The 7,025-nt window shown below is 45.2% G+C and carries 7 protein-coding genes; 1 reads left to right on the top strand and 6 read right to left on the bottom strand.

The genetic code is table 11. The features are described from left to right. Nucleotides 1-154 precede the first annotated feature (154 nt). From HMPREF1493_RS06075 to HMPREF1493_RS06055, 5 genes are all read right to left on the bottom strand, one after another. Nucleotides 155-814 (bottom strand): Pr6Pr family membrane protein, encoded by a 660-nt coding sequence (locus tag HMPREF1493_RS06075; RefSeq protein ID WP_035428659.1) that lies wholly within the window; start codon nucleotides 812-814, stop codon nucleotides 155-157. 201 nt (nucleotides 815-1,015) lie between these two features. Then, nucleotides 1,016-1,333, bottom strand: coding sequence for a nitrous oxide-stimulated promoter family protein (locus HMPREF1493_RS06070; protein ID WP_035428657.1), 318 nt, complete (start codon nucleotides 1,331-1,333; stop codon nucleotides 1,016-1,018). Continuing rightward, a complete protein-coding gene (locus HMPREF1493_RS06065; RefSeq protein WP_198013768.1) occupies nucleotides 1,333-3,033 on the bottom strand; it encodes an amino acid ABC transporter ATP-binding/permease protein in 1,701 nt (566 codons plus the stop codon). The genes HMPREF1493_RS06070 and HMPREF1493_RS06065 overlap by 1 nt, the downstream gene beginning before the upstream one ends. Then, the gene (locus HMPREF1493_RS06060; protein WP_198013767.1) at nucleotides 3,033-4,769 is read right to left on the bottom strand and encodes an ABC transporter ATP-binding protein/permease; all 1,737 of its coding nucleotides are present in this window, start codon (nucleotides 4,767-4,769) and stop codon (nucleotides 3,033-3,035) included. The genes HMPREF1493_RS06065 and HMPREF1493_RS06060 overlap by 1 nt, the downstream gene beginning before the upstream one ends. A gap of 145 nt (nucleotides 4,770-4,914) precedes the next feature. Beyond that, nucleotides 4,915-5,463: a GNAT family N-acetyltransferase gene (locus tag HMPREF1493_RS06055; protein WP_051485321.1), complete on the bottom strand. Its 549-nt coding sequence runs from the start codon at nucleotides 5,461-5,463 to the stop codon at nucleotides 4,915-4,917. Nucleotides 5,464-5,581: 118 nt separating this feature from the next. Between HMPREF1493_RS06055 and HMPREF1493_RS06050 the strand changes: the two genes are divergently transcribed. Further along, nucleotides 5,582-5,905, top strand: a complete 324-nt coding sequence (locus tag HMPREF1493_RS06050; protein WP_035428654.1) for an HIRAN domain-containing protein — start codon at nucleotides 5,582-5,584, stop codon at nucleotides 5,903-5,905. A 69-nt stretch (nucleotides 5,906-5,974) separates the two neighbouring features. On the opposite strand, the gene HMPREF1493_RS06045 is transcribed toward HMPREF1493_RS06050, so the two are convergent. Then, nucleotides 5,975-6,970, bottom strand: coding sequence for a helix-turn-helix transcriptional regulator (locus HMPREF1493_RS06045; RefSeq protein ID WP_035428652.1), 996 nt, complete (start codon nucleotides 6,968-6,970; stop codon nucleotides 5,975-5,977). Nucleotides 6,971-7,025: the final 55 nt, after the last annotated feature.

The raw sequence follows: 7,025 nt of genomic DNA, 5'->3' as shown, positions 1-7,025 counted from the left end.
CGTCATGTATACGTCTTTTTGACAGATTATCCGATTTTGGTGTGTTTTGAACTGACTCCTATTTCTCGTGTTCAAGAAATGGGAGGCAGTTCACAAGTGCCGAGCGCTGTGCAATCGCTTAAGGTTTTAACCTCGCTTTGACTATGCAGTCCGTTTAGTTCTCAGCCTTCTTGATCTTCTCGCCAAGTTTTTTATCAATGACGACGTAGAGGTAGCCCAGGACAACAAAGACAACAATCAAAATCACAATGGTCAAAGTAACTGTTGGGACTCCTAGCTTGTCAAAGTCCATAAATCCATAAGGCCAGCGAGACTTCTCTTTAATCTGCACACCAAAGCCCAGGACTAAAACAATAATGTACGCAAAATACGTGAGCGGATACAAAGGCCAGATCAGAGGCTCTTTGAAGCCCATAGTTGGCTTCTCGTCAAAGAGCAGCCAGTCCAAAACGGCGCAGATAGGAATCACATCATGCAGAATAAAATTGTTGAACTTAAAGACGCCGTTGACAAAGACCTCGCCATGGTCAAGTAGGAAGTAAGCTACCAGGCCAGTTACGGTAATGCCCAGCATAAGCGTGTGTTTGACCGTTGGCATCCATGGCTTCTGAGCAGTCTCGGGATGCTTGTAAGCCTGGAATAGCGCACCCCAGAAATAAGCAACAAGCAGCAGGTTAGAGATGTTGGTGAAGTAATACAAGAAAGAAACGCGGAAGTTCATTCGGAAGACGCCCGCAGAATCACACAGTACAAAGGTGCCAATCACAGCAATACATAGCTTAAAAATAAATGACGCTTTCTTAGATTTAATCAACGCAGTACCTCCTTCTGTAAAGCGAGAGGTCACTGTAAACCTAACGCGCCGCGACAAAAATACGTAATTCTCAGAGTTAACAGTTATGTTTCAAATGAAAAAGATTCAAAAAAATGCGGTCTTCTCACTTTTGGCGAGAAGACCGTGAAATGGCGAGAAAATCGCAGATGTCAAAGGTGTACAAGGCCAACTAGGACTGCGTTACTGAAGCGCGTGCTTGATTACAAGAATTGGATGGTGTAGGAGCAGTCGAGGTCCTGTGGATTTCATGACCTCTTTAACGCGAGCGCGCATCTCTTTGCTATAGCAATGCGATTTGCATTTTGAGCAAAACGTCTTTGTCTCAATGTGAGGACAGCGGTCCACACGCGTATGCGCATACTTCTCAAGCTCAGCGCACTCGCCGCACAGAGGTTCGTGGGCTTTGGTGCGATGGTACTTCTCGCAATAAAAACGAATCATGAGCGAAATAAGATCTTTTTCTTTTTGACGTTTCTGCGCAATTTCTTCAGGTGTCATCAGCTCACTCGTCCCCCATCAACGGTGTAAACAACATCTGCAATTCCCATGGTAGAAGCCCTATGAGAGACAAGAACCACGGATTTGCGCTCAGTTTCTTTATCAAGTGAGCGCAAGATAATTGCCTCGTTCAGGCTGTCTAGGTTACTGGTTGGCTCGTCAAGCAACATGAGTGGCGCGTCATGCAAGAATGCGCGAGCAAGGCCAATGCGCTGGCGCTCTCCGCCAGAAAGTGAGTCGCCAAGCTCTGCAACGGGCGTATCGTAGCCCTGAGGCAGCGTGGAGATGTACTCGTGAATTGAAGCCTTCTTGCATGCCTCAACAATCTCTTCATCCGTTGCATCAAGCTTTGCAATGCGGAGATTATTCTTAATGGAATCGTGATACAGATGCGTATCCTGCGTCATGTAGCTCTCAAGATCACGCAGGTTAGAGGTATTAACCTGCTCCAAAGGGGTTCCAGAAATTTCAATGGCGCCGGGTGTTGCTGGCCAAAAACGCATCAAAAGTTTTAGCAGCGTAGACTTGCCTGAGCCGCTCTTTCCTACAATTCCCACGATCTTATCGGTAGGAATATCCACGGAAATGTTGTCTAGAATCTGCTCGTTATCATACGCAAATGAAAGCTCAGATACACGCACGCCTTCATAGGAGATGTCTTTTTGACCCACTACATCTTCAACCAGGGGCTGTTCGTCCAAAATATCCAGAACACGGTTTCCTGCAGCAAAAGTGCTGGTAAGCGTTGTGCCCAGAGCTGCCAAAGCAACAACAGGTCCAAACGAGCTCATGAGAGCAATAGTGACAATAAAAGCATCGGTCATAAAAATCTGCTGGTGATAGGCCAGGTAGAACGAACTAAAGAACATGACTAGCGTTGCGGCAAGAATGACCGTTGAGGTGATTGCATCGTTGACACCAAATGCCTTCTTAACTGCCTGCTGTCTGTCGCTTAACTGATCAGCAAGCTTACTGGATCTCTCAAGCATTTGAGTGCCCGTGTTGTACTGCAGAATCTCGTCAAGACCACGCAGGTTATCAAGAGTAACCGTAGAAAGGTTACCAGCAAGATCTCTTGCCTCAGCAGAGTCTTGCTCGGAGCGTTTAGACATAGCAAGCGGAATTGCCACGCCAACTACCAGGTAAGAAACAAGTGCAATAACACCCAAAATCCAGTTGGTGCTGCCCGCAATAAACCACACCATAACAATGCAGAACACAACCGCAATACAGATAGGCGAGATAGTGTGTGCGTAGAAAACCTCAAGCAACTCAATGTCTGAGGTAATGACACTCATCAGGTTGCCCTTATTTTTGACCTCAAGCTTTGCAGGAGCAAGCTTTCTGAGCGCCGTGAACACACGGTCTCTAATAAGCGCAAGCAGTTTAAACGCAATAAAGTGGTTGCATTCCTGCTCGGCATAGCGCAACAGACCGCGGACCAGGGCAAACAAAAGCATGCCGCCAAAAAGCAACACCATAGGAGAAGATGAAGCAAAGCCCATAGCGCTGAGCAGCGCATATGCTCCAAAAATGCTGATGAACGTGGCGGCAAGGTTACCCAAAACGCCCATCAAAATTGCAAGTATCATAAAGCCAGCCAGCGGACGAACCAGCCCCACCAGCCTCAACATAATGGTGAGCGCACTACGGCGAGAAGTACGTGCAGTTGTGGCGCTGTTCTTAACTTCTGTTTTCATTACGCCTCAACTCCTTTCACATAATTCTCAAGCTCAGTCTGGGCCCGCGTCATTCGTTTGTACTCGTCATTTGTTGCAAGCAACTCTTGGTACGTTCCACTTCCAACAACACGACCATGCTGCATAACAACAATCTGATCAGCATTTTTAACGTTTACTAAGCGGTGAGAAATTACCAGCACCATCTTTGTCTGAGCAAGCTGGTGAACCTGCTGCATAATAACGTCTTCACTCTCAACATCAATATTTGAAGTAGCTTCATCAAAGATGTACATCTGGCTATTGTGAAGCAGGGCTCTGGCCAGTGCTAATCTCTGACGCTGACCACCAGACAAGTTGGAGCCCTTCTCGGCAACTGGCGCGTCAAGTCCACCCAAAGACTTTACGAACTCAGCAAGATTAACCTGTTCAAGGGCGTGCCAGAGCTGTTCTTCAGTTGCCTCTGGATTACCCATGGCAAGGTTAGAGCGAACGCTTCCCATAAAGAGATGTGCTTGATGACCAATATACGTAACGTTTTGAAGCAAATTCTGGTCAGAAATGTCTGACAAACTGGTATTTCCAAACAGAACATCGCCAGAATACGAACGGAGTTTTCCGGTCAGAAGTGCTGCAATTGTTGATTTTCCGCAGCCTGACTCTCCTACCAGGGCATTCAAAGAGTTAGCGCGCATTCCAAAAGAAACATTCACCAAGACGGGCTTCTCGCCGTCATAAGAGAAGGAGACATTGCGCAGCGTCAAATCACTGGACTCTGGAACGGTTTTGGTTCCCTGCTCGCGAACGGGAGTATCAAGTAGGTCAAAAATCTTGTCTGAAGCCGCCATGCCGTTCATGGCAATGTGGAAATAGCTGCCAAGAAGGCGCATGGGCAAGAAAAACTCAGCGGAAATCAAGATGATGAACACACCCTGCCACATAAAGATTAGCTGGTCATTTACCTGCTGAATGGCAAGAATCATTCCAAGGGCACTTCCGCCAAACGCAACAACATCCATAACGGTAATGGAGTTAAGCTGCATGGTCAGGACCTTCATGGTAATACGTCTAAAGTGCTCGGCTTCCTCGTTCATCTGCTTGTGTTTAAAACCATCAGCCTTGTAAATCTTTGCAGTGGTCAGGCCCTGCAGGTTCTCCAAAAACGTATCGCCAAGCTGCGTATACTGGCCCCAATACTTGGACAAAAGCTTCTTAGCAAACTTCTGGATAAGAACGATGGTCATTGGAATGAGCGGAACAAATACCAGCAAAACAATGCCAACTACCGGGCTAATAAGGAGCAAAACAAGAAAAAGTGTCAGTGGCGCCAAAGCTGCATAGAAGAACTGTGGTAGATACTGCGCAAAATATGTCTCAAGTTGATCGACACCCTCAACTGCCAGCTGAACAATCTCACTGGTCGCATATGAATTTTTATACGAGGGACCAAACTCTAAAAGCTTCTGATAGATTTTCTCGCGAAGGGTCTTTTTAACCCTTTTTGCTGCGTAAAAGCTTGTCTTGTGCTGAGCAAGTTTGCAGAAATACCTAATCACAATAGCAATAAGGCAGAGTGCAATAAACACCAACTGCTCTTCGAGGACAAAATAATCCATGAACAAAGCTTCTATCATTCTTGCCAGAGAATACATAAATACAATATTGGCAAGCAGAGCAATCCACTGGTAAAGCACGGTCAAGCCAATATATTTTTTACTCTCCTCAATGAGGGCAATGAGGCGTTTATTAATCATCATATGCAGACTTCTTTCGCTTTTCTTACAAGCAGAATCTTTAATCCACTAACTGTTTTACTTACTTTACATGTAGTTTTGTCGTTGCATATACGAGTTTGCCTTATGCAACATTTAAAGACAACACACAAAATAGCGAAAACAACTGCTATTTTTGAACACGTTCCCAGTCCTCTTTTGTGAGTACTGAGATACCAAACTGCTCTTCTTTGCCTGTATATTTATTCAAGTCTGTAAAGATTTCTACTTCTGTGAAGCCACACTTTTGAGCCACTGAAGCAGACTTTTTATTGCGCTCAAGATATCTAATAATTACCTGGTCAACACCATGCTCTTCAAATGCATATGCGGTAAGAGCTTGAGCACCCTCAGATGCAAACCCTTGCCCCCAATAAGGACGACCAATCCAATAGCCAATTTCTGCCTGATGCAGCTGCTTTGAGGAATCCTTTGAATCAAGAATTTCTTCAAAATCCAACGACATTGAACCAATTAGATGACCGGTCCTCATGTCTTTTACGGCATAACAGGACTTATCGGACAGCACGTTTGCAAGAACCTGCTTGGAATCTTCTAAAGTTTTGTGAGGTTCCCATCCACAAAGTGGACCAATCTCTGAGTCTTTTGCCAGTTCATAGAGCTCATTGGCATCGGATGCATGCCATGGAATAAGAAACAATCTCTTAGTTGTAATCATACAAGCTCCCTTTAAAGCTTTTTACTACCCTACAGCTTTCTTATACTGTCCAATCTGTTGGACACTCATTCTTTAACAAATCCATATTCTATTCTCAACATCTTCTAAGGAGGCTCTTATGTACAGTCCTACAAAGCTTGTTGATTCCTTTGTTATTTCCGGTCTTCCCTACTACGACGCTCCTCTTATCTTTGATCAGCTTAAACTTGGCTCAGATTTGATCATTGTTCCTGAACGCGATAACCCTTACGACCCAGAAGCTCTTGCTCTGTACTCTAATGACCATAAGCTGGGCTTTGTTCCTAGAGAAAGCAATTCTCTCTGGAGTACTTTGCTCTTCTACGGACATCAAAACATTATTACTTGCAAGATTACACAGCTCAGCGATCACCATGGTCATCTTCTCGTTAAAGCAGGCCTTTACGTCATTGATGCTCGCTAATTGGTACTCGTGAACTGTCCGGTTTAGCCCGTCCGTTTTAGCCCGTCCGTTTTAGCCCGTCTTCGCCGTTTAGCTAGTCCCTTTCTGTGTTTGGTAGCTCTGAAGAATTCCGCTCAAGTACTCTTGGTATTTCTGCCTGGTCTTCTTTGGAGCTACCAGTTCTATATCTGTTCCAAATGTTGCAAGCCAACCATAAAACGTTGGGGCTTCCATTACAGAAACATGCACGTCAGCTGTAGTTCCATCAGCACTTGGATTGTTCAATATGATGTTCTTGCCAAAGCGGTCGTACACCGAGCACATCACACGTTCATTGACACGAAGTGTGACCTCAACAACCTCACCCGAATACATGCCAAAGACGCGCTCTTGATACTTGTCTATATCAAACTGCTTAATCTGCTCGTTAACTGTGGCGTCAGCATCAGAGACCTCAAGTCTAAACATGCGGTCCACGCGATAATTGACAAAGTTTTGATGCTTATCGTTCCACACAATAAGATAGTAGAAATCGTCAATATACGTAAGCTGAACAGGCGTTTCTTCTCTTACGGGAAGCTCTTCAATAACCTTATCTTTAAAGCCTTTCTTGCGGTACTTAAACGAGACTTTTTTCTTCTGCAAAAGAGCCGTTTGAATAGCATTAAGCGCATAAAACACAGACTCATTTTGCGACTTAATACGACCCTCAACATGGATACGCTTCTTCAGCGTGTCAGAGGTAGACTTCCCACCCAGCTCTCCAATAAGGCTCACCAGGTTGTTTGCTTTGCGCTCTGTCAAAAACTTTGACGACTGCACAGCGTCTGCCATTAACATGAGCTCCTCAGCCTGAAACTTCCTGGTTGCCAGACCGTATTCAACGGGATGGCGCTGATAAGACTGGATGTCGTAGCCAAAATTCTGCAGCGATTTGATGTCATCGTAAAGTGTTTTACGTTCCACGCTTAGCCCGCGTTCTGCGAGCTTTTCAATAAGCTGAGGAGTACTTAAGCCATGGTCATCGTCAGTTTCTTCCTCAAAAATTTTTACAAGATGCAAGCAGCGGGTCTTCTCGCTTGGCATACTGCCTCCGAAGTCTAGCTCCAATAAAAACTCCTGTCCATTTTAGTGGACAGGA

The sequence above is a fragment of the Atopobium sp. ICM42b genome, assembly GCA_000564995.1.
In the GTDB taxonomy this organism is placed as follows: Bacteria; Actinomycetota; Coriobacteriia; order Coriobacteriales; family Atopobiaceae; genus Lancefieldella.
The sequence above is the reverse complement of the archived record's forward strand: the minus strand, read 5'-3'. Positions and strand labels throughout refer to the sequence as shown.